Origin of the sequence: Paracoccus fontiphilus, from assembly GCF_017356265.1 — a bacterium.
Lineage (GTDB): Bacteria > Pseudomonadota > Alphaproteobacteria > Rhodobacterales > Rhodobacteraceae > Paracoccus > Paracoccus fontiphilus.
The window spans coordinates 1-19,750 of the sequence record NZ_JAFNAW010000061.1 but is presented as its reverse complement, the minus strand read 5'-3'; the positions used below and the strand labels follow the sequence as shown (position 1 = coordinate 19,750).

At 59.3% G+C, this 19,750-nt stretch carries 24 protein-coding genes and 1 tRNA gene; 15 read left to right on the top strand and 10 right to left on the bottom strand.

The features are described from left to right. The first annotated feature begins 190 nt into the window (after positions 1-190). Complete coding sequence (locus tag J0F76_RS16480; RefSeq protein ID WP_207471122.1) at positions 191-343, top strand: DUF6429 family protein; 153 nt, start codon at positions 191-193, stop codon at positions 341-343. On the opposite strand, the gene tnpC is transcribed toward J0F76_RS16480, so the two are convergent. The 3 genes from tnpC to tnpA form a co-directional block, all read right to left on the bottom strand. Further along, on the bottom strand, positions 324-1,952 hold the full coding sequence (gene tnpC, locus J0F76_RS16475) for an IS66 family transposase (protein WP_207471124.1): 1,629 nt from the start codon (positions 1,950-1,952) through the stop codon (positions 324-326). The genes J0F76_RS16480 and tnpC overlap by 20 nt on opposite strands. A 61-nt stretch (positions 1,953-2,013) precedes the next feature. Further along, positions 2,014-2,361, bottom strand: coding sequence for an IS66 family insertion sequence element accessory protein TnpB (gene tnpB / locus J0F76_RS16470; RefSeq protein WP_207471120.1), 348 nt, complete (start codon positions 2,359-2,361; stop codon positions 2,014-2,016). After that, positions 2,358-2,786 (bottom strand): IS66-like element accessory protein TnpA, encoded by a 429-nt coding sequence (tnpA, locus tag J0F76_RS16465; RefSeq protein ID WP_207471118.1) that lies wholly within the window; start codon positions 2,784-2,786, stop codon positions 2,358-2,360. The genes tnpB and tnpA overlap by 4 nt, the downstream gene beginning before the upstream one ends. A 562-nt stretch (positions 2,787-3,348) precedes the next feature. On the opposite strand from tnpA, the gene J0F76_RS16460 reads away from it, so the two are divergent. The 8 genes from J0F76_RS16460 to J0F76_RS16425 all read left to right on the top strand — a co-directional run bounded on the left by J0F76_RS16460 (position 3,349) and on the right by J0F76_RS16425 (position 9,921). Then, entirely contained in the window at positions 3,349-4,539 is a 1,191-nt protein-coding gene (locus J0F76_RS16460; RefSeq protein ID WP_207471116.1) for a tyrosine-type recombinase/integrase, read from the top strand. After that, on the top strand, positions 4,536-5,192 hold the full coding sequence (locus tag J0F76_RS16455; RefSeq protein ID WP_207471114.1) for a hypothetical protein: 657 nt from the start codon (positions 4,536-4,538) through the stop codon (positions 5,190-5,192). The genes J0F76_RS16460 and J0F76_RS16455 overlap by 4 nt, the downstream gene beginning before the upstream one ends. A gap of 22 nt (positions 5,193-5,214) precedes the next feature. Next, positions 5,215-5,481, top strand: coding sequence for a helix-turn-helix transcriptional regulator (locus J0F76_RS21275; RefSeq protein ID WP_341351610.1), 267 nt, complete (start codon positions 5,215-5,217; stop codon positions 5,479-5,481). Positions 5,482-5,524: 43 nt separating this feature from the next. Next, positions 5,525-5,875, top strand: coding sequence for a hypothetical protein (locus J0F76_RS16445; RefSeq protein WP_207471110.1), 351 nt, complete (start codon positions 5,525-5,527; stop codon positions 5,873-5,875). Beyond that, complete coding sequence (locus J0F76_RS16440) at positions 5,875-6,384, top strand: helix-turn-helix domain-containing protein (RefSeq protein ID WP_207471107.1); 510 nt, start codon at positions 5,875-5,877, stop codon at positions 6,382-6,384. Before J0F76_RS16445 ends, J0F76_RS16440 begins: the two co-directional genes overlap by 1 nt. 123 nt (positions 6,385-6,507) lie before the next feature. Beyond that, positions 6,508-6,828 (top strand): hypothetical protein, encoded by a 321-nt coding sequence (locus J0F76_RS16435; RefSeq protein WP_207471105.1) that lies wholly within the window; start codon positions 6,508-6,510, stop codon positions 6,826-6,828. Beyond that, on the top strand, positions 6,810-7,235 hold the full coding sequence (locus tag J0F76_RS16430) for a hypothetical protein (protein ID WP_207471103.1): 426 nt from the start codon (positions 6,810-6,812) through the stop codon (positions 7,233-7,235). Before J0F76_RS16435 ends, J0F76_RS16430 begins: the two co-directional genes overlap by 19 nt. After that, the gene (locus tag J0F76_RS16425; protein WP_207471100.1) at positions 7,228-9,921 is read left to right on the top strand and encodes a hypothetical protein; all 2,694 of its coding nucleotides are present in this window, start codon (positions 7,228-7,230) and stop codon (positions 9,919-9,921) included. Before J0F76_RS16430 ends, J0F76_RS16425 begins: the two co-directional genes overlap by 8 nt. Positions 9,922-9,973: 52 nt before the next feature. Here J0F76_RS16425 and J0F76_RS16420 read toward each other — a convergent pair whose 3' ends face one another. Further along, positions 9,974-10,213 carry a helix-turn-helix domain-containing protein gene (locus tag J0F76_RS16420; protein ID WP_207471098.1) on the bottom strand — a complete coding sequence of 80 codons (240 nt, stop codon included), beginning with the start codon at positions 10,211-10,213 and terminating at the stop codon, positions 9,974-9,976. 87 nt (positions 10,214-10,300) lie between these two features. Between J0F76_RS16420 and J0F76_RS16415 the strand changes: the two genes are divergently transcribed. From J0F76_RS16415 to J0F76_RS16400, 4 genes are all read left to right on the top strand, one after another. Further along, positions 10,301-11,104, top strand: coding sequence for a hypothetical protein (locus J0F76_RS16415; RefSeq protein WP_207471096.1), 804 nt, complete (start codon positions 10,301-10,303; stop codon positions 11,102-11,104). A gap of 94 nt (positions 11,105-11,198) precedes the next feature. Next, the gene (locus J0F76_RS16410) at positions 11,199-11,729 is read left to right on the top strand and encodes a hypothetical protein (protein WP_207471095.1); all 531 of its coding nucleotides are present in this window, start codon (positions 11,199-11,201) and stop codon (positions 11,727-11,729) included. Between the two features lie 291 nt (positions 11,730-12,020). After that, entirely contained in the window at positions 12,021-12,323 is a 303-nt protein-coding gene (locus tag J0F76_RS16405) for a DUF4236 domain-containing protein (protein WP_207471094.1), read from the top strand. Positions 12,324-12,921: 598 nt separating this feature from the next. Then, positions 12,922-13,167, top strand: a complete 246-nt coding sequence (locus tag J0F76_RS16400) for a hypothetical protein (RefSeq protein WP_207471093.1) — start codon at positions 12,922-12,924, stop codon at positions 13,165-13,167. A gap of 792 nt (positions 13,168-13,959) precedes the next feature. Here J0F76_RS16400 and J0F76_RS16395 read toward each other — a convergent pair. From J0F76_RS16395 to J0F76_RS16370, 6 genes are all read right to left on the bottom strand, one after another. Then, a complete protein-coding gene (locus J0F76_RS16395; RefSeq protein WP_207471092.1) occupies positions 13,960-14,307 on the bottom strand; it encodes an STAS-like domain-containing protein in 348 nt (115 codons plus the stop codon). A 7-nt stretch (positions 14,308-14,314) separates the two neighbouring features. Further along, the gene (locus J0F76_RS16390; RefSeq protein WP_207471091.1) at positions 14,315-15,382 is read right to left on the bottom strand and encodes a hypothetical protein; all 1,068 of its coding nucleotides are present in this window, start codon (positions 15,380-15,382) and stop codon (positions 14,315-14,317) included. A gap of 200 nt (positions 15,383-15,582) precedes the next feature. Next, entirely contained in the window at positions 15,583-16,236 is a 654-nt protein-coding gene (locus J0F76_RS16385) for a helix-turn-helix domain-containing protein (protein WP_207471089.1), read from the bottom strand. 317 nt (positions 16,237-16,553) lie between these two features. Next, entirely contained in the window at positions 16,554-17,006 is a 453-nt protein-coding gene (locus tag J0F76_RS16380) for a VHS/ENTH/ANTH domain-containing protein (protein ID WP_207471088.1), read from the bottom strand. Positions 17,007-17,061: 55 nt separating this feature from the next. Further along, positions 17,062-17,310 carry a hypothetical protein gene (locus tag J0F76_RS16375; protein ID WP_207471086.1) on the bottom strand — a complete coding sequence of 83 codons (249 nt, stop codon included), beginning with the start codon at positions 17,308-17,310 and terminating at the stop codon, positions 17,062-17,064. A gap of 532 nt (positions 17,311-17,842) precedes the next feature. Beyond that, positions 17,843-17,918 (bottom strand) — tRNA-Ala (locus J0F76_RS16370). Between the two features lie 696 nt (positions 17,919-18,614). Between J0F76_RS16370 and J0F76_RS16365 the strand changes: the two genes are divergently transcribed. Continuing rightward, a complete protein-coding gene (locus J0F76_RS16365) occupies positions 18,615-18,776 on the top strand; it encodes a hypothetical protein (protein WP_207471084.1) in 162 nt (53 codons plus the stop codon). A 313-nt stretch (positions 18,777-19,089) separates the two neighbouring features. Beyond that, positions 19,090-19,656 carry a recombinase family protein gene (locus J0F76_RS16360; protein WP_207471082.1) on the top strand — a complete coding sequence of 189 codons (567 nt, stop codon included), beginning with the start codon at positions 19,090-19,092 and terminating at the stop codon, positions 19,654-19,656. The last annotated feature ends 94 nt before the right edge of the window (positions 19,657-19,750 follow it).

The window sequence follows — 19,750 nt, the reverse complement described above, 5'->3', positions numbered from 1 at the left end:
CTGCGATCTGTTCTCCGACGAGGAATGCTACAACTACTTCAAAGCCGCAGGTTATGAGGTCGATTGAGTGCAACAGGCTCTAGAGCGCCGCTGCCGGGTAACCACCCGGTTTGCACCGCGGCCATGTTGCATTGATAAGCGTTGATGATGTCGTGTCTTGCGCCACGGCTCTCCGTGGTAGGCTCAGTCCATGGAGATTGATCGGGACAAGATCGACGAGGCTGTTCTGGCGCTGCTGTGGTTGACGCTGCATGACGAGGCAAAGTCGGTCATCCTCACCGATGAGGGTCTGAGGCGGGCGGAAGAACTCTTCCGGGCTCTGTTTACGCGGCCTCGGTCTTGACGGTGCCTACTGGCGCCCAGTTCCAGGGCAGCAATTCGCCGAGACGGCTGTTCATGTGGTCGTGGATGCGGTCCAGGACATCGGCAAGATAAGCCTGCGGATCAAGCCCGTTCATCTTTGCCGTTTCAATGACGGTCAGGGCCCGAGCGAGCGTTTCGCCGCCCGCGTCCGAGCCCGCGAACAGCCAGTTCCGTCTGCCGACACCAATCGGTCTCAGGGCACGCTCGGCCGCGTTGTTGTCGATGGCGACGCGCCCATCCTCGAGAAACAGCGTGAGGGCAGACCAGCGGCTCAGCCCATAGCGGAAAGCCTTGGCCAGATCGCTTTTTCCTGGGATGCGCGTCAGCTGCTTTTCGGCCCAGTCCCGGAAGGCGTCGATCTTGGGCCTGGTTTCCTTCTGGCGCACCGCCAGCCGCAGATCGGCAGGCTTGCCGCTGATGGCGCGCTCGATATCGTAGAACCTGCCGATCCGGTCGAGCGCCTCGCGCGCGATTTCGGATTTCGTCGAGGTCCAGACATCATGGAAGTCACGGCGCAGATGTGCCCAGCAGGCGGCCTCGCGGAACCGGCTCTTGCCCTCCAGATCGGTCGCATGGAGCTTGGCATAGCCCTTGTAGCCATCGGCTTGAAGAATGCCACTGGCCTGGCCCAGATGGCCAAGGACATGGTCTTCCTTCCAGTCCGGGGCGAACTGATAGACCGCGCCGGGCGGGGCCTTGCCTGCCCAAGGGCGCTGATCGCGGACGTATGCCCAGATCCGGCCCTTCCTGACACCCTTGCCGAGCCCCTTGTCGCTCTTGCTGCGATCGAGGACCCGGATGGGCGTGTCATCGGCATGGAGCAGATCGCTGGCCATGATCTCGGCCTCGATCTTTTCGATCAGCGGCATCAAGGCTTTCATCGCCCCACCACACCAGTCCACAAGCGTCGTGTCGGGAATATCAGCACCCATCCGGGCAAAGATCTCGTTCTGCCTATAGAGCGGCACATGGTCATCGAACTTGGAGGTCAGGACATAGGCGAGCAGGTTCGGTCCCGCCATGCTCCGCGGGATCGGTCGACTGGGTGCCGGGGCCTGGACGATCTTCTCGCAGCGCCGGCAGGACTTCTTGATGCGCGCGATCTCGATGACCTTCAATTGCGCGGCGATCATGTCGATCAGTTCACTGACATCCTCACCGATCACCCGCAGATCGCCGCCGCAATCAGGACAGTTCTCGCCGGGATCATACGTGCGACGTTCGCGCGGCGTGTCCTTCGAGACTTTCGGGCGGCGGCGTTTGGCTTCCTGGGGTTCAGCCGGTTCCTGGACCTGTGCTTCCGTGTCCGGCTCCTCCTCGGCAGCGGGCGACAGGTCATTGGCCTCGGCCAAGGCCAGCTGCAGGTCTTCCAGCGCCAGTTCCAGCTGCTCGATCTCGCGTTCGATCTTTTCCGAACTGGCTCCGAACTTCTGCTTCTGCAATTTGGCAATCCGGACGCGCAGCGCCTGAACCAGCAGATCATGGGCGCGCAAGCTCGCCGCCATCTTCTGATTGTCTGCCTGCAACGCGGCAATGATCGCCTTCAAGGCGGCAGGATCATTGGGCAGTGGCGTGGCCGTTCCGGACATGATGATGGATACCATGTCCCCATGTTGAACACTACAAAAACACGCAATTACAGAAAGATAATCAGCCGATCCGGACTGGTGGCGCACCCCAGTCCGGCCGCCTCCAGTCGATTCCCTCCCACAGCATGGCAAGTTGCGCCGATGTCAGACGCGCAGTTCCGTCCCTGCCGCTCGGCCAGGGAAAGCGCCCGCGCTCCAGCACCTTGTAGTAAAGGCAGAAGCCCTGGCCATCCCAATACAAGAGCTTCAATCTGTCGCCACGCCGACCGCGGAACGCAAACACCGCCCCGCCTGCCGGCTTCTGGCGCAGCTGATCCTGCGCCAGTGCCGCCAAACCCTCGATGCCCTTGCGCATGTCGGTTACCCCGCAGGCCAGATAAACCCGGACACCGGTGCCGGGCCCGATCATGCTGCCTCCACCACCCGGATCAATCGCGTCAGCGCGGCCGCATCCAGCATCGGGTCAAAGCGCAGGCAACGGCCATTGGCCAGCTGAAGCTCGATCAGAGCGGGGCGCTGCGGCACCGGATCTTCAGCCGATGGATGCACTGCCAGTTCGGCGGACGCGCTCAACTCCACAGGCAGGAACAGGGTCTCCGGAAGCGGCGAAAGCAGCCCCTTCTTCCTCAACTCATGCCGCCAGGCATAGAGCTGCTGTCGGGTTACCTCGTGGCGCTGCGCCACCTGCGTCACCGTCGCGCCCTCCATCCCCACCGACAGCACGATCCCGAGCTTCTCCTCGTCGCTCCAGCAACGACGTCGTTCCAGTCCCAAAATGTCACCACGCATCGCAAGCCCCGCATAAGACACGTCGTTAACGACGTCGCTATACACGTGCCTTAGCCGATCACCCCACGCTCAGGCAGGCGGGCGAAATCGGGTGGTTACGCTGCCGGTCCCCGACACTGCTTTTAACGACCGCGTTGTTCACGTGCGCAATTGTCAGAACCTGTGGCCAGACCCAGGGATGACAGGCCGGGACGCTGCCGCGGTCACAGGCTCCCGGCGGTTCAAGCAAGACAGGGTGGACGTGCGCCACCCTGCCGTCCCGAGACCATGGCGAGTGACGATGTACCAATGCACCCTTGCCCTTGATCGAGCAATTTGCGCGTGATCCCTCGGGCAGCAGGTCGCCTGGTCGAAGGCGCGCCTCAGGGCCTTCACGGATGCCGCTGCTCTGCGAGCCGGGCACCAGGATAAATCAGTGATTTGAGCAGGTTTATTTGGTGGAGCCAAGGTCTACCGAACTACCTTCTCTCGTGCTCCATCAATAACTCTACAAGTCCAGCAATAGTTGACTGGAATGTCTGTGGTGCTATCCCTTCGTCTATCTCGTTATCTCATTGTCTGGCTGTTACTGGTGGGACAAATGGCGGGACAGACAGAAGGACAGGACATGCCCAAGCTCTCGGTAAAGTCGATCGCGGCACTTAAGGAGCCGGGCATGTATTCCGATGACGATACGCCAGGCCTTTACCTGCGGATTGGGCCAACAGGTGCCAAGTCGTGGATCCTCCGCACGCTGGTTCACGGCAAGCGCCGAGAGATGGGCTTGGGTTCAGTGAACGTGGTCGGGCTTGCTGAGGCGCGAGACTTAGCGCGCACCCATCGGAAGTCAGCCCGGCAAGGGGGTGATCCTCTTGCAGAACGGAAGCGCTCAAAGGGCATCCCCTCATTTCAGGAGGCGGCAAAGCTCGTTCATGAGGCCTTGTTGCCGACATGGCGGAACAAGAAGCACGCAGATACTTGGCTTGCGACCGTCGAAGCCTACGCTGTCCCGAAGATCGGATCGCGACCGATCGACACCATCAGCAGTGGTGATGTCCTCGAGATCCTTTCCCCGATCTGGACCGCGAAACCTGAGACAGCAAAGCGCCTCAAGCAACGCCTTGGCACTGTCATGGACTGGGCGAAGGGCAAAGGCTACCTGACGGCTGGCAATCCTGTCACCGGCATAGAGAAGGCACTGCCCAGGGTCGAGCGAACCAAGGTCCACATGGCAGCGCTGCCTTGGCGCGAGGTGCCTGAGTTCATGACCGATGTTGCAGGCCGTGAGGGGATCTCTGCTCGCTGTCTCGAATTCATCATCCTCACAGCTTCCCGATCTGGCGAGGCCCGTGGGGCGCGCTGGGATGAAATCGACTTCGCCCAAAAAGTGTGGACCGTGCCAGCCGAACGCATGAAGCGGAAGAAGCCCCATCGCGTGCCGCTCTCAGAGGCTGCGCTGGCCGTGCTTGAGGCAGTGAAGGGTATGGACCCCGTCTATTGCTTTCCGTCGCCCCAGCGCAACCGCACAGCGGGCGGGAAGCCGCTTTCCGACATGGTGTTCAAGTCGCTGTTCGCCCGCATGGATCGCGAGGGTTTCGTGACTCATGGTTTCCGGTCATCCTTCAGGGACTGGGCCAGCGAAAGCGCCCATGCTCCACGAGAAGTTGCCGAGGCTTGCCTGAGCCATGCGACGGGCAACGCGGTCGAGCAATCCTATGCGCGGTCAGACCTTCTCGAACGGCGCCGCGGGCTCATGGATGCTTGGGGGCGGTTTGCCACAGGCACTGCCGGCCAAGTTGTGGAGCTTGTCAGGGCGTGACCAATCATCCCCTTGACGAGGACGAAATCCGGCAAGAGGAGATGCGCCTGCTCCTCAGGGAAATGGCGGAGCTTGAAGAGGAGTTTGAAAGACAACTAGACCTTGAGCGGCTTCGGCTTGAAATGCTGCTTCAAGTTTTAGCGGCGGTGCTGATTGCCAAGCACACTGGCGGTGAACTGAACTTGCCAGACATTGATGTCTTTGCCGATGAAACCATGAAGTGGCTGTCGCTACATGACCCCTTATTCTTCGTTGCGGCGTTAACTTCTGAGGCCGAAGCCTGCCAGGAAGACCTAGCCGACTTGGCATTTGTTGCTCAACTTCTGCTTCGGGCCCGGCACCATCCCAACCGTCGTGCTGTGGCAGGAGATAATCTTGGCCGAGACCTCCTAATTCTTGCGGCCATGGAAGCGCTGGATCATTTGGGGCAAGGACGCGCGAGAGAGAACGACACTTCAGGAAATGCTACTGCCCATTCCTTGGCTGAAGCATTGAGCGATCGACTGAACCAGATAGAGACTCTCAGTCGGTTCACCGATATCGCCCCCAGCGCAGATCGATTTCGGGAAATCTGGTCAAATCGCCAAGCGTTCATTGCCCGCGCAAAGCCTCCGGCGCCAGTCTCGGATATCGGGTGGGGTTGGCGCAGATAAACCCCTCTAGGCGGTGTGAAGCATGCCTGTGGAGGTTTCTGGGGCTTGTGCATGGGGTGAAATATCCACCTGTGAGACTGTCAGGCATCACCATAGACCCACGGAGTTTACGATGCCTCTTCAATCTCAAATGCTCACCGCCCGAGAAAGCGCGCTGATCCTCAATATCGGGGTTTCGACATGGTGGAAGGGCGTAAAGGAGGGCAGGTTCCCCACGCCTATCCGGTTTGGTCGCTCCACTCGCTGGCGCCGCGCCGACATCGAGGCGCTGTTCGCCCCCGCCGAATAAGAAACCCCCGCCTGGGCGGGCGGGGGCAAAGGGACGATTATGCTTGTTCCTTCATACCGCGCCCGCGCTCAGCAAGCAACAGAGCGCAGACATGAAGATCAGTCAGAAGGGCCTGGCCATCCCAGAGCGGCCGAACCAATCACATCGCGAGAGGGACGACACTTACCGCGATGTGATGCTTGAACGTGGATGCTGGCGTTTAATCCGCTGCAAGGATGGCATCCAGTGGATCATCCAGAACCGGGCGCCCGGATGCCTCCGCTCTAACGGCTGGCGCGGCATCTCTTTCCACTTGCACCGGGAAAGTCTGATTAGGGATTGGCGCAGGCTCAGCGGCTGGGATGGTCTTGAGCTTATGGCGCTGCCCGAGGTTTGCAGGCGAGAGGCCAAGTAATGGGCCGCGATCGCAAGAACGAAGATCGGGCGGAGCACTGGACCAAGATGCTTCGCCCGACAATGGAAACCCCGGCATGGCGTGCGCTCTCGCCTACTGCTCAGGCCCTATATCCATGGCTAAAGCTAGAGTGGCGGGGTGATAGGGCCAACAACAACGGCAAGATCAGTCTGTCGGTACGCGATGCAGCAGCGCGGCTAGGCTGCAATGTGAAGACGGCAGCAAAGGCGTTCCATGATCTTCAAGCCAAAGGTTTTCTGCTGTTAATCGACCACGGACGCATGGGAGTGGAGGGCAAGGGCGCACCCCCAACCTATGAGATAACCGAATTGGCAATGCCAGGCAGTGACAGCCACTCAGGCAAGAAGCTGTATCTACATTGGCGGGCCGGACATGATTTTGCTGTGCGCGCGCATGCCCCTGCCAACCCAAGGGGCTTGAACGGGAAAAATAGTATCCCGTCCCAAAATTCGGCACGTGTCGTCCCCTTTTCTGGGACGAAAACGTGACTTCCAGTCCCAAAAAGCGGAACGGCCAGTCCCAGGAATGGGGACGAAAACACCCTGTTGGGCGCATCGTCCAGTCCCGTTTTTCGGCACATCCTTAATCTACCACATAGGGAGAGCTTCCAAATGGAACCCAAAAAACCACATCCAACCTACGATAGCCCGCATGGTCCGGTAAAAGACTTCGTCCGGTTCATTGCCGAGGCCGATAGCCCGGTTTGCGAAGATCCGTTTAACGTTCAGGTCGAACGCGCAAGGCGGAGCCTGCAGGACGGCGAAGATTTTCTTGTCGATATGGGCGATGGATCCGGACCGCGGCTTGCATCGGTGGTCCTTGAGGAAGTCGCTAATCCTGAAACGTGGGCCCTGATGCTTGCCAGGATCAACCGGAATATCGAACGCGCGATGATCGCAGAGGATGGAAACCAATGGCCCAAGCAGCCCTGATTTCAGAAATGGCATCCGCCGGCTTTGGTGCGATGGGTGCCATGGCAGAGGCGCGGGCGCAAAAAGCCCACGCAGAACGCAACGCATTCATCGGCCGGACCCGTGCGATCCAGACGGATACGGCAGAGCGCGCGGGCCTGAACGACGAGTTGTCCACGATCCGTGCCACCCTTGCGGCAAATGGGCAGAGGGGGGGCGCATTCGAGATCATGCGCGCCCTTCGCGAGACACGCGGCCGGGAGCGGCGGGTCGAGGTCGCCAATCGAATGCAGGAGGCGGCAGACTGGCGGATGCAGGGGCGGAATGCCTTGGTGAAGGGTCGGGCCGAGGCACTTACCGAATTGCCTAGGTTCGGCCTGAGCCTGTTCAAACTTTCACAGCTTCGCCCCGGAGGGCCCAATGGCTGAACTTCGCAAGATCACGAAACGGGCTCCCTTGTCGGGTTTCTCCCAGGTGGCGCCGGAGGGCGGTTCAGCGTTCAAGGCATTTGCCGACGTTGCACAGCAGGGATACCAGCTTCTGAAGCCAGCGCTGGACGCTGCAGAGGCGGAATATGGGGCAGAGGTCGCACGGCGCCAGATCGGTCAGAACGCCTATCCCATCGTGCCACAGACGCAGCCGACCACGGCGGCAGGGGGTGGTGACCTCGCATCCTTCTCGCCGGATGATGATGACGCCTTCATCGCGTCTCTGACCGGCACGGAAAGCGGCGGGCGGCTGAACGCGCTGAACAATGAGGTCGGGGCGGGCGGCGTGCGCGGGCATGGCGGGCGGCTGCAGTTCGGGGATGCCCGGCTCTCGGAGGCGGCACAGGCCGGGATCATCGGGCGCATGTCGCCGCAGGAATACGCCCAGCAGCCCCTTTCTGTGCAGAAGGCAGTCGAGACCTGGCACTTCGGGGACATCGACCGGAAAGCGCAGCAGGCGGGTCTGGACTATTACATCGGAAAAACCGTGGGTGGGGCGCCGATTACCCAGAACTCGATCAGGGCGATGGCGCACCTCGGCGGGTTCAACGGCGCTAAGCGGTATCTGGAAAGCGGCGGGGAATACAACCCCGCCGACAGCTTCGGGACCACGCTCAAGGACTATGCCCTGAAGCACGGCAGCGTGCAGACGGCGCGGGCGGCGGGCGTCGATCCCGACAGCGGCATGGCGTTGGTGCAGGACAGTGCAGTTGAAGCCATCGCTCCTGCGGCGCCCCCGACCTTGGTCCGGACGGCAGAGGGCAAGATCGAGCCCCGCATGCATTCACCCATGGCGGAGGGTCTGATGCTGGCCACCAGCGCGGCAGCACAGACCGGCTATCTGTCCGAGATGCTGATGCAGGGCGGCACTGATATCATGGGCCTGTCACAGAACTTCGCAGGCGATCCGGCCGGCTTTCAGCAAGCAGCGCAATCCTACATCGACCAGGCGGTGAAGGCTGCACCCGCGATGATGAAGGGCAATCTTCGTTCCCGCCTCACGCAGGACAGCCAGCGCCGGTATCTCGGCATTATGGAGGAACACCAGCGCGACGTGCGGCAGCGGGCAAACAATTCCTCAACTGCGCTCTACCAGCGATATCAGAGTGACTATGCTGAGGCTCTTGCAGCGGGGAACTTCGATGAAGCCTCAGCGGCGCGGGGTCTTCTCGAAGACATCCTGACCGCGCGGGAAAGCCTGCCTGGCGTAGCGTGGACCCGTGAGCAGTCCGAGAACGTGATCTTGGGGGCGCAGGACACGGCGGCGCGGATCGCGGAGCAGAACCGGACCAAGCTGAAGTCGGAACAGGCCGGGACGCTGCGGACCATCATCGCGGCGGCAGAGGCGGGGCAGACAGCAGCGGACGAGGCGATCCTTGATGATCCAAACGTCCTTGCAGCCAACCCGGAACTGGCGTCAGAGGCGGCGGCAAAGGTCGCGCTGCGCGAAGCCATGCCCGGCTTCTTCCAGCTTTCCCCAGCCGAGATGGACGCAGCGATCAAAGCGGAACGCGGCCGCGCCGTCGAGGACGGATGGGAACTTGATTTGCTAAAGCCGATGGAGGATGCCCGGAACTTGGCAGTGACGGGACTTGCATCAGATCCCATTGGCTATGCTCAGGAGAGACTGTCGCAGAAGCCGCCCGCGATCGATCCGATCAACGTAGAGGACCCGCAACCCTTCATTGCTTCACTGGCTGCGCGGCGGGAATATGCCAGAGGCATGGTTGGTGCAGGGTACGTCGAAACGCCTGCTTTCCTGTCCAAGGCTGAGATTGGCACCCTCTCGGCCGCCTTGTCGAAAACGTCCCCTGTAGAGGTGCGAGTAGCCACAGCCGGCGCGCTGGTCGCGGGCTTTGGTCCTGACGCTGCACAGGTGTTCAAAGCCGTAAATGCGGATCCTGTCATTACCTGGGGCGGGGCGCTGATTGCCCGAGGCGGGCCGGGCAACATCGTTGCGGAGGCGATGCAGGGGCAAGCGATTATCGACCAGCGCCAAGCGCAGATGCCAGCAGAAGAGGACTGGCGGTCAATCGTGCAGAACGACTTCCGTGCCGCGCTGGCCGGGCTACCCACCGACACTGTCCAAGCGGAAGCCGAGTTGATGCAATTCGCGAAGGCGCTTTACGCCAATCGTGCCGCGGCGCCGGGCTTCGATGGCGACGAGGCTGTCATGAGGGACGCCATCCAAGCGGCGCTAGGTCAATCGCGCGATCCACGGGGCAACCTGGTCGGCGGGGTGCAGGATTTCTTTGGACATCAGACGCTCATGCCCCTGGGGGTCAATGCGGATGCGGTTGAGAAGGCCTTCCAAAAAGCCATGGCAGTGGACTGGGGAGTTACGCGTGCCGTTGACGGCGCGCCTCTGAACTTGGACGCGTCATCGAACCTTGAGTTTTGGTCCGATATCAGCATCCAGCGTGCCGCCGATGGATCATTTGTTTCTGGTGGGGCGCCGCGGATCGGCGGGGAATACCTTCCGTTGTCTCTTGTCCGGAACGGCGACGTGCGCTTCGTTCCGATCGGCGGCACCCAGTATCGCATGGAGGTTCAGAGATCAGGGGCCGTTCTGGACGTGCATACCCCCGAGGGTGCGCTCTACATCATCGACCTTGCGCGACTGTAGGCTGCGCCGGGGCCGATCAGGGGGTGGCGGCTATCCTCACCCCCTGAAAAGCTTAGCCCCGCTCAGCGCCGCCTCCCAGCGCCACGCCGGGGCCCTCTGCCTGATCACCTTCGGCTAGGAACTGAGCTCCGCGCTTTTCCAAAGTCAGACGCACAAGCTGAACCGTGGATGCTTTACCTTCGCCCTTGTCCAGCTTGTTGACGGTGTTCCTGTGGAGGCCCGTCATCTCGGCAAGATCGGGATTGCTCAAGCCAAGCATCGCCTTTGCCGCTTTGAACTGTTCAGGGGTCATCATCTATTCCATGTGTCTTTAGCATATTTTCAGTGTTGACAACATGTATCAACAGAACTCATTTTATGCTGGCGACACAAATTGTCCATGCCCTTCACCACCAGCAACTGCGAGGACACCATGACTGCTCACACTGTCGATCTGGCCAACGAAGCCAAAACGGAAATCCTGCGCCTTTTCAGCCGGCACCAGGCTCTGACTGACCAAGCTGACAAGCACATTGAGACAGGGGATCAGGATGAGGACGGCCAGCGCTTCGCCTCTGAAATTGCTGACCTCGAAGAGAAGATGATGGCTCTGCCCAGCACCTGCGCTGCAGACTTCGCAGCAAAGGCCATTGCTGTGAGCGGCCGGGGACAGATTGTTCCTAACTGGGATCAGGATCCGCTCTGGATCGAAGCCCGCGCGCTGGTCGAACAGGGTGCAACACCCACTATTCCCGCCACCCGGCATGAGCGGCTCAAGTTTGCTGCCGCTACCTTGGGCATCGATCTGCCCGACAATCTCACCCCTGATTTGTTGGCAGAGGACGCGGCGCCTCAGACTGAGGTTCTGAAGTTCTGCGCCGCTTCTGGCGTGAGCTTGGACTTCATCTACATGGGCGACATCAGGCCTATGTTGCGGGGTACGTTCGCTCGCAGGTTTGATCACCATCGGCATCAGGCAAAGCCGCGCACCGATGCGGCCGCAGAAGAAATCACCAACTACCTCGATGGTCTTCAGCGTAAGGCAGTAAAGGCCCGCGCCCTGCTGGAAGCAATTGGCGCGCTGGGCGATGAGCCCGATGAGGAAGATACGCTCTTTGAGGTCATCGACACCGCAACCCGGCTCCTGAGCAGCATGGACAGGGAGCTTGATGCCATCAGTCGCCCGGCCGCGCTGGGATCGTGACCTTCTGCCAAACCCTTTGCACAAGCGGCGCGCGGTCCCAATCGCCCGCCGTTTTGTTGCTGAGTGAACTTTCGCCCAGGTAGGGGCATATTCGATGGACGGATCATACTTCGTTAACCGGAACTGGTCAGATCGCTTCATCCCGGAAATCCGGCGAATTGTGGGCGCCCACTTGCTGCAGATCGCGCCCGACCACCAGGACATGCGCCAGGCCACCGATCTGCTGATTTTGAACGGGCGGGATGTGCGGATCGCCGCTCGCGTTCGGCGCCATGGGTATGCCGGTCGTTACCCCTACGATTTCACCATCCGCTCGCGCCTCCCTTCGGGCAACCAGACGGAACTCGCAAAGATCGTGGATGGCGAGGGCGATTGGCTGTTCTATGGCCATGCCAACGCGGCTGAGACAGGCTTTGACCTTTGGTGGCTCTTGGATCTGCGGGCCTTTCGGGCGGGGCTGATCCGCCAAGCTTCGAATGGCTTCCCCATATCGTCGGGAGACCGTCGCAACCCGGATGGCACCTGCTTCAAGTGGTTCGACATCAGGTCTTTCCCTGACGAACCGCCGCTGGTCGTGGCGACATCAGGGCTGGGTCCTGCTGTGATGACAGCCCGCGCTTGCTGATCTCCACGAAGATTGTAGCGCATCTGATGGTCTGGTGGGTGAGGGTTAATATATAGCAATCGGCAATTCTTCGCTTCTGCGAATCAATTATCAGTAGGTAAGTCTGGGATATTCACCAGAGGAGTTTGCCGTGAATTATATGTTTTCCGCAGTTATTATCGCGACAGCGTCTATTTCGTTCTCCGTGACCGATGCATTTGCGCACGGTGGCGGCTGCCGTAAATCTTCCCCTCCGGGCCAATGCTGCCACGCTGACAACAGCAACGGCGGTCGTGTGCACTGTCACTGACGATGGGTCTGCGGTTTAGGAAACGCGTCAAGATCGCGCCAGGTATCAGCCTCAACTTTAGCAAAAGTGGCATTAGCGCCAACGTTGGTCCTCGAGGTGCAAACCTGAGCATCGGCAAGAAGGGCACTTACCTGAACTCCGGCATTCCCGGCACCGGGCTATCTGCGCGCACGCGTCTCACCGGTCCTAAACAACGTGCCGTGCAGCTGGTGCCGGAGCCGCCAAAAGAGCGGTCCGGCATCAGCGCTAGCCAAGTAATCGTCGCCCTCCTGATTGTTGGCGTGATTGTTTTGCTCTCCCGCTAATGTGCCCACGGCTCTGATCTCTCCATGGGTAATCGCCCCACCTTCAAGTGCGTCTGTACCCGCTGCGGCTGGCGATCAGCACGCGGGACTAAGAACATGCATAAGCCCTGCCCGACGTGTGGAGGGCCGGTGACGTTCCAAAGCGCGGAGGATCAGTCGATGGTCCAAATCACCACGATTATCGCCTTGATCCTCTGTAGTGCCTTCGCTCTTCTTCTGACTGTGATCGAAAACCAGCATTAGATTTGCAGATCAAGAACGGTTTTTAGGAGCCGGGGGAAAAGGCATGAGGTTCATCTTATAGAGTGCTCACATCGACTTCACAGAGCCGTTATTCAATACCATAATCAAACTGACGAATCGTTCATTCCTACTTTTACTTGTGCTGGAGTTTAAGATGTTTGGTCGAATCCCTGTCGTCGTTGCCCTTACCACACTCTCCGCCTGCGTTGTTCCTATCCCGGTCCCTCAACCGGCGCCCAATGTCGATCCAGAAAATCGACTAGGTCAGACAACCGCTACCGAAGCGAAACCAAATAGCCCTCAGACCGTCGATGCACCAGGCGTAGCTCGACTGCTGCCAAGCTACTGCAACTATATGATTACTGCAGACGCTGCGGCTAAGCTTATTGCGGTATTTGCGCCAGGCGCTGTAGCTGTGTCTCTTACTGAAGCTACTGCAATAACGAAGCAATACTGCGAAGATTTGAAAAAGCAGCCGAACGTCTGGTCTGGTAAACGCGATGTTACTGTCGTTTACAAAGACAGCGAGGGGCAAGATATAGCTATCACTGCCACCCCTGTATCGCCCGGCAGCACTGGGACAGATCAAGTGTTGGAGTAGTGGTAAAAATGCGAGTAGTGGCAATATTGGCGAATGCGGCTCTGGTTCTGATGGGTCTTTACTTCTTTATTGATGGCGTCTGGCCCCCCTCTCGGCCGGAGCTGCTATTCTTGATATTGCTCGTGCTTGGCCCATGTCTTTCCCTTGCGATGGAACTGCGGCGTAAGCCCTAGAGAAAATTCCTGGCATTGTTGCGTTCCGTCGCGGCGTAAGGCTGGCACGAACCAGAGAGGCCCTTTTATTAGCAGAACGCCCCCGAAGGGGCGCTCACGGCAGAAACTAGCGCGCCAATGCCTACTGAGTACTATCTGCGCCTGCGCCGCCATAGGGATTGCGGTAGAAGATACCGGCTAGTCGTCACTTCGTGGATTAGTGCATACGCTGTCATCTCAATGTCCGAGGCTCGTTCGGGCTGGGCAGCCCGATCAACGGACCCAAAATCACCGAAGGTGCAAGCTTCATGAAAGTTGATCCATTTGTATTCAACTCGCAGGTATGCATCATGCGTCTCGAACAGTTCGGTGCAAAGGGACATTGCAAACTTTAGTCGAGCGACGATTGATGCACTACGTTGCTTTTGATCCGGATCAATTCCGGGCCGGGCCCAGTACTCGACCGCTAGGTCTCTGGTTTCCAGCACAACCTTTTCAAGCTGGATAACTGCCGTATCGCGTCGTGTCTCCCGTGCAGCAATGCCGCTAGTTACTGCCGCAAATGCTGCCTCAGCAACTTTTCCAGCTACGTACGCGCACACTCCGAAAAGTAGCCCCCACGTCGTCGGGGATTCAGCCATTACTGAACCGCTACTCGACCTTCAGGAACCTTAGCTTCCCTCACATACTTCGCGATAAGTCCTACGAATGGTCGAAAACTGGGCTCGTCCGCGACAAACTTGAACGCAGCCAATACCTCATCTTTCGAGTAGCCGTGATTGCGTACCAATCCAGCGAATGCTTCGTCCAGAAAAGAAGACGGGTATCCGGCGGCACCATCCAAAATCACTGTGGCCTGCTCATGTTGCTCAAGAACTGGCAGAAGAAAACGAATACGAAAATCGGTCCCGTTCCCGTCACCGTCCTGAGGATATCTACCCCCAGGAAAGCGTGTGTACTGTTCTGCTATGTTGATCGTTCTTGCCATGATTCTACTACTCCGACGCGAAGACCACAGGGATGGTCCATTCTATAAGTGTTCCGCCTAGATGTAGCGCCCTATCCACATGTGCCGTGGTCTTTCCGCCAGTATGTATGATTGAACCCTTACCACTCAAGATACGCACCTGACCTCTAGCCAGATCCTGCACGGGTGCGATCACATCTTGCAGTCCCTTCCCATGACCCCCGTCCAATGAAGTCCTGTCTACCTCTAACGCCGCTTGGATCATTCTGGATGCGTCACCCAAGTTGTTACCCACTATCGGCGTCTTTGCCAAAAGCGTCCTTGCCTGCTCCCAATATCGCGATCGGGGAAGTGTAGCAGGTATTCCGACTCCCTGATCGTAAACCCAGAACTTGATGACTTCTTCCTTCGGACTCCAACCAGCGGTGGCCCACCAGCCATTTCTTAACGGTGGAAACTCGCACGGCATCCCTTCCGGATAGGCATGCGTAATCGAGTTGTAGACTGCTTCAGTTAACGCTCCGTAAACACGGGGATCTTGCCGCAATACCTTGGCAACTGCCCCCATGATGTTGGTGAGAAGCCTGTAAAGCTCCTCTCGATCAAGTCTCTGGCCAGAGATGAGCGGGAGGAGTGTGACATTGTCCTCGTCGTAGGCGTCGGGATCATACGGCGAGTAGTCAACACCCAGAAGTTCGAAGAAGCCCAGCGAGCGCAGGCGTCGTTTAACTTCCGGATCCCAAAAGTCTATGTCGCGAGGCCGCATCTTTGCTCGTTTCGTGTGCCGCCACCGGTCAATCTCCGCAGCCAAGACCACTGCGCCAGCAAGCGAGATGCGGCGGATTGGCGTAAAGTCGATGTGGACGAAACGCCTCTCCCGTCGTTTGGCGGGGGTGAGCGCGGCAACCTTAAGAGCCCTAAGGCACTCAACTGTTGCGTCATAGTCATCGCTCAGATTGAACTGAGCAGGCGGTATGATGCGGTCACGGATGGTCACTATTCGGTAGTTTCGGTGCTTCCTAGCCAAGGTCTTAACATGTGCACGAAGCGCAGCCCAGGAACGGCGCCTTGCTGTTTCGAGATCAATCTTCTTCAATGGCTGCCACCGCGTGAACTGCCGCCAACGGATATTGTTGGCAGCTTTCAGGGTCAACGCCGCATTTGAGAGCGCAACGCCCCTCTGATCTCCTACGCCAAGGCCAACCTCCCTGCTCGACCCATCAGCGCGTTCGGCTCTGCCGTGCTGTTTAGCCCGTCTAGATAGGCCATCGACAGGGCGCGGATCGTCCCGCGCTCCTATAGGGGGTTTAGGCCGGTAACGGTCTGACCTGACTGCTCTGCTGCGTGATCGCAAGTTTTAGCCTTAGCCCGCATCTGTTCCTCGACTTGCGCGAGTTGACGATCGAGGAACTCTTGCTGCCGTGTAAGGCGCGCTTTCTCCGCTTCCAGAGGATCACCACCCTGGCGAAGCTGCGCGTCCCTCTTGCGCTCGATCTCGAAGCGGCGGCGGCGGGCAGGAAGCTTTTGGCGCGTCATGCTGATCCAGCGCAGCGTTGTAGAAGGCATAGTGGTCGGCACAAGATGAACCTCAACCCCCAGCAGCGCAGCCCATTCCAAGAAGTCGGTAGTGCCAGGCGAGCGGGCTGCGTCGGGGTTTTCATATCGCCGCACCCAGTTGGGCGGTTGCCCAAGTAAGGCAGACAGGTCTTCTGCCGATACGCCTATGGTCTCTCGCTGAGCCGCCAGAAGGGCACAGGCCTCCCGGCCGCTGCTGATACCCTCGCTGACAGCATGGCGATCCAGCGCAGGGATCTCGCCGCCGATCGGAACATAGCAGGTGCCGCCGCAATCATAGCATCCTACCTCGACCCCTGCGGCATCTGCACCGATGATCCACCATCCCGCGGCCTGGGCAGCTTTCATGGTGGCAAGCAGCTTCTCGTCGTTCATTTGGACCCCTGAAATTCCGTGACTGACTGCAGGCGCCCGCAAGGAACTCCACCCCTCAGCCTACTGGACCACAGCAGAGTTTGTGCCAGTGACCAGCATTTGTTGGGCTTGTGGCGGATTGAGGATCAGCGCGGTAGGTTTCCGAACGGCTGACTTGGTCGCAGTCATTTGCACTTTGTCTGCACCTCTCCGCCGCTGCGCGCGCCCAAAGGGGCTCTGTTGTCCTCTCTGTGTGACATATAGGGCGCTCTCAGGCTAGCGGGGCACATCAGAGCGATGCTTGGGCGCGAGAAGCTTTAGCGGGCCTGGGCGCAGCCTTAGGCGTTATCCTCTGGCCCCGTGCTTCCGCCCTCAATGTCCACGATACGCGCGCCCGGCCGGACGAATTCATATCCGCCCCCATGATGGGTGGTGCTGGCATCGACATGGACCGAGACAGCCGGCGCTTTGCCATCTTGGGAAAGGATCTCGATCAGCTTCACCTTAACGCGGTCGTCCGTCTTGTCGCTGTTGAGCATGTCCATAGCGACATCCAGAGCGCGGGCACGGTGAAGCGCACGCTTCGAGTTTACCTCAGCCACGAAGCGCGCCTGGGTCTGGCTGAGCAGATCGGCTACTGCAGGACGCTGCAGCGCCTTGGCAAATCCGGTGCGGGATAGACCGGCCTCCTCGGCCGCCGCAGCGATCGAAAGGCCTTTGCAGACACGTGCTTCAATAGCGTTTCGGACCTTGGGAGATATGCGGGGCGCTTGGCGGGGCTGATCTGTCATGAAGCCATGTAGGCCCGCGGCCAGCGCCTTGAGGATGCACTAAGGTGGCAAGTCGCTAGGCTTTGCGATGCCAGCCGCATAAGCGCCAAAGCTCTGCCATCATCTGGCGCCTTTTGTTATGCGCCTCCCAATACGCTCCGCCCGCGACAATGATCGTCGAACCTATCACCACCCAGTCGCTGATGTAGGCTGCTTCGGTGATGTTCAGCGTAGTAAGCATTAGGAAGGCGGAGCCACCTAGCTTGAACGCGCGGTCGAACGGGGTTGCCGAGAATTTCCGCCCGTGCTGGGCTTCGATCATCATGCGAGCCTCTTTCTCGCCTAATGGTTCTGGCGCTTCATCCCCTACGCTAGACGCATTCGGACCTGGTTGCATTCTCTCACCTTTCAAACCGCGCGCAAACTTCACAGAGGGCCGGTATCTGCCCGGTGGCCAGTGTGCATTATTCTCACAAAAAATAAGAAAATTTCACACGCCCCCCGAGGAAGAGACGAGTAGAGGATCCGCGGTACGTGATTTTACCCCCACCCCCTCCCTGGTCGATGTCCCCGCCCCCTAGTGATACCCCCGCCTCGGTAGCGTGGGTCCGACCAAGCTTGAGATCGCGACCCAGACTGCGCGTCGCGCTGCCTTAGCGCCAATCCCGACCAGTGTTACTCCATGCGCTGTCCAGCATCTCTTTCCAGAAAGACCGACCAAATACCAATCGCGCAGTCATGCCGGGTTGAGGTGAAGCAACTGGCTGTCAAAGAACCTGCTGGTGGGTTTTTTGGCGGGACAGTGGAAATCTGCAGGCAGATTGTCCAAAAAATTCAGAGCACTAAGTGGGTTGATCTGGTGGAGCCAAGGGGAGTCGAACCCCTGACCTCTTGAATGCCATTCAAGCGCTCTACCAACTGAGCTATGGCCCCACCGGAGGTCTGCTTCGTCTTTCGACGTTGCGTGCGGGGTCTATAGGGGGGTGCGTGGCAGGGCGCAAGCGGAAAATTCGCGGTCAGGGGAAAGTTTGTGAAAAATGTGAAAACCGCATTCCAACCCTTTGAAAAGAGCCCGCTGCCGCGCTGCCTCTTTCCGGCCCGGTCTCAGTCCATCCTCATGAATCTTAGACAGTTGACGATCGCGGCGATGCCGCGCCAGCCCTTGGTTGGCCGGATGCTTTTTCGCGCCGACCTTCCATGGGCTGCGCCACGCGAACGCCACCCGGATCACCAACGCGGTCGCCCGTAATCCTGGCGGTGAAAATCCATGCTCGGGCACCTGTCCGGCAAGACGGCCCGGCACTACGCCCGTCGCGCCGAGGTCAAGCGCATGGACGGTGACACGCTGCTGCTGATCCCTTGATCGGGAACACGCCGGACGATGAGATCATGGACCTTTGGAAACGTCAGGAAAATGGTGGGCGGTGAGGGACTGCCCACCACGCAGTCAAGCCGTTGATATTGCTTCCGCTGCTATGTGCGCGGGTTGCGTTGTGTCACACCAGTGTGTCGCACCTGTGGCAGTGCTGCGCAAGTAGCATGCGATCTGCATAGAATTTGCTCGTTCAAATTGTCATGTGGCGCTTTGTGTGATCGAGCTAACTCAATCACTTATGAGGACAGAGCCCTATGCTCAACCTGATTGTCGCGTTCCTGCTGATCTACCCTGCCGCATTGATCGGCGGCATGCTGCACTACAAGGTAGGGCTTCGCTTCAAGGCACTCCGCTGGCCGCTGATCGCGCTGTCCTGGTTCGCACTGCTCACCCTGGTCATGCCTGTCTTAGCCTAGAGACAAGCGCGCGGAGGCACATAAAAATTCGGCACATTTTTTCGTAGGGGCATCTATCCCCTCTACGGCACAGCACTTCCCCCATGCCCCCCTTGCCGCAGATCGGGCAAGCCCTAAGCCGGGCAGTGGCATGCGCATCGGATCGCAGCCAGCGGGACGGGACGGCAGCACCGCAGCTAAGAGCAGCCCGTCCCACAGGGCAAGGTCATGTGAGACAAGCAGGGACATGGCTGATCGTGTCTCACATAAATCCTCTTGACGTTTTGGGACAATCGTATCACTATCTCTAAGACTTCATTGAGAGGACTTAGGTATGATCGTCGGTTACGCACGGACTTCCACCGCTGACCAGAAGGCAGGGCTTGCCGCACAGCTACGCGACCTGGAGCGGGCAGGCTGTGAGAAGGTCTTTCAAGAGGAAGTCTCATCAGTGGACACAGCAGGCCGGGAACAGCTTGCCCTTGCCCTGGACTTCATCAGGGACGGGGATGTCCTAGTCGTCACCAAGCTGGACCGGCTGGCCCGGTCGGTCGCGCATCTCCTAGGGATCGTGGAACAGGTCAGTGCCAAGGGGGCAAGCCTGCGCATCCTTGACGCAGCCATTGACACCGGCACCCCTAACGGTCGGCTCATGCTGAACCTGCTAGGCAGCATCGCGCAGTTCGAACGGGAGATCATGCTGGAGCGGCAGCGCGAAGGCATCGCCAAGGCCAAGGCGGATGGCAAGTACAAGGGCAGGAAGCCGACAGCTAAGGCCAAGGCGGACGATGTGCTGCGCCTGGTTCGGCAGGAAGGCGTATCGGCAGCAGAAACCGCGAAGCAACTCGGCATCGGTCGGGCCAGCGTGTATCGCATCCTTGATGACCACCCTGCCGGATGATGCATGCGGTGTCAACGGCGGTGCAAAATCCGGCCACGCGGCGGGGTAAAATCAGGCCAGGCGGCGGTGACCGGCACCATGGCGCGCGCGCTCA

Excerpts from the sequence above, each read along its gene's own strand:
- J0F76_RS16405 (WP_207471094.1), top strand. The coding sequence starts at position 12,021 with ATGGGTCTGCGGTTTAGGAAACGCGTCAAGATCGCGCCAGGTATCAGC.
- J0F76_RS21275 (WP_341351610.1), top strand. The coding sequence starts at position 5,215 with ATGCCTGTGGAGGTTTCTGGGGCTTGTGCATGGGGTGAAATATCCACC.
- J0F76_RS16385 (WP_207471089.1), bottom strand. The coding sequence starts at position 16,236 with ATGAACGACGAGAAGCTGCTTGCCACCATGAAAGCTGCCCAGGCCGCG.
- J0F76_RS16440 (WP_207471107.1), top strand. The coding sequence starts at position 5,875 with ATGGGCCGCGATCGCAAGAACGAAGATCGGGCGGAGCACTGGACCAAG.
- J0F76_RS16480 (WP_207471122.1), top strand. The coding sequence starts at position 191 with ATGGAGATTGATCGGGACAAGATCGACGAGGCTGTTCTGGCGCTGCTG.
- J0F76_RS16415 (WP_207471096.1), top strand. The coding sequence starts at position 10,301 with ATGCCCTTCACCACCAGCAACTGCGAGGACACCATGACTGCTCACACT.
- J0F76_RS16435 (WP_207471105.1), top strand. The coding sequence starts at position 6,508 with ATGGAACCCAAAAAACCACATCCAACCTACGATAGCCCGCATGGTCCG.
- J0F76_RS16425 (WP_207471100.1), top strand. The coding sequence starts at position 7,228 with ATGGCTGAACTTCGCAAGATCACGAAACGGGCTCCCTTGTCGGGTTTC.
- tnpC (WP_207471124.1), bottom strand. The coding sequence starts at position 1,952 with ATGTCCGGAACGGCCACGCCACTGCCCAATGATCCTGCCGCCTTGAAG.
- J0F76_RS16360 (WP_207471082.1), top strand. The coding sequence starts at position 19,090 with ATGATCGTCGGTTACGCACGGACTTCCACCGCTGACCAGAAGGCAGGG.
- J0F76_RS16395 (WP_207471092.1), bottom strand. The coding sequence starts at position 14,307 with ATGGCAAGAACGATCAACATAGCAGAACAGTACACACGCTTTCCTGGG.
- J0F76_RS16410 (WP_207471095.1), top strand. The coding sequence starts at position 11,199 with ATGGACGGATCATACTTCGTTAACCGGAACTGGTCAGATCGCTTCATC.
- J0F76_RS16375 (WP_207471086.1), bottom strand. The coding sequence starts at position 17,310 with ATGATGATCGAAGCCCAGCACGGGCGGAAATTCTCGGCAACCCCGTTC.
- J0F76_RS16420 (WP_207471098.1), bottom strand. The coding sequence starts at position 10,213 with ATGACCCCTGAACAGTTCAAAGCGGCAAAGGCGATGCTTGGCTTGAGC.
- J0F76_RS16430 (WP_207471103.1), top strand. The coding sequence starts at position 6,810 with ATGGCCCAAGCAGCCCTGATTTCAGAAATGGCATCCGCCGGCTTTGGT.
- tnpB (WP_207471120.1), bottom strand. The coding sequence starts at position 2,361 with ATGATCGGGCCCGGCACCGGTGTCCGGGTTTATCTGGCCTGCGGGGTA.
- J0F76_RS16400 (WP_207471093.1), top strand. The coding sequence starts at position 12,922 with ATGATTACTGCAGACGCTGCGGCTAAGCTTATTGCGGTATTTGCGCCA.
- J0F76_RS16380 (WP_207471088.1), bottom strand. The coding sequence starts at position 17,006 with ATGACAGATCAGCCCCGCCAAGCGCCCCGCATATCTCCCAAGGTCCGA.
- J0F76_RS16365 (WP_207471084.1), top strand. The coding sequence starts at position 18,615 with ATGCTCAACCTGATTGTCGCGTTCCTGCTGATCTACCCTGCCGCATTG.
- J0F76_RS16460 (WP_207471116.1), top strand. The coding sequence starts at position 3,349 with ATGCCCAAGCTCTCGGTAAAGTCGATCGCGGCACTTAAGGAGCCGGGC.